Raw genomic sequence first — 202 nt, 5'->3', positions numbered from 1 at the left:
GGTCGAGGTCGGCGGCAAGCGCCTGGAAGTCTCCCTGCCGGCCTCGCTCGGCATGACCCTGGCCCGCACCGGCCTCGCGGCCGGCGCCAAGCCCAAGCGGCGCGCGGCGAAGAAGTCGGGTCCGGCCGCCTCCGGTGACACCCTGGCCTCCCCGATGCAGGGCACCATCGTCAAGGTCGCCGTCGAGGAAGGCCAGGAGGTC

At 74.3% G+C, this 202-nt stretch carries 1 pseudogene; it reads left to right on the top strand.

From position 1 onward, the window contains the following. Positions 1–202: pseudogene (locus IF78_RS44810) on the top strand (acetyl-/propionyl-CoA carboxylase subunit alpha); the annotation flags it as partial.

The sequence above is a fragment of the Streptomyces bicolor genome (genome assembly GCF_000719285.1).
Classification (GTDB): domain Bacteria; phylum Actinomycetota; class Actinomycetes; order Streptomycetales; family Streptomycetaceae; genus Streptomyces; species Streptomyces bicolor.
The sequence above is the reverse complement of the archived record's forward strand: the minus strand, read 5'-3'. Positions and strand labels throughout refer to the sequence as shown.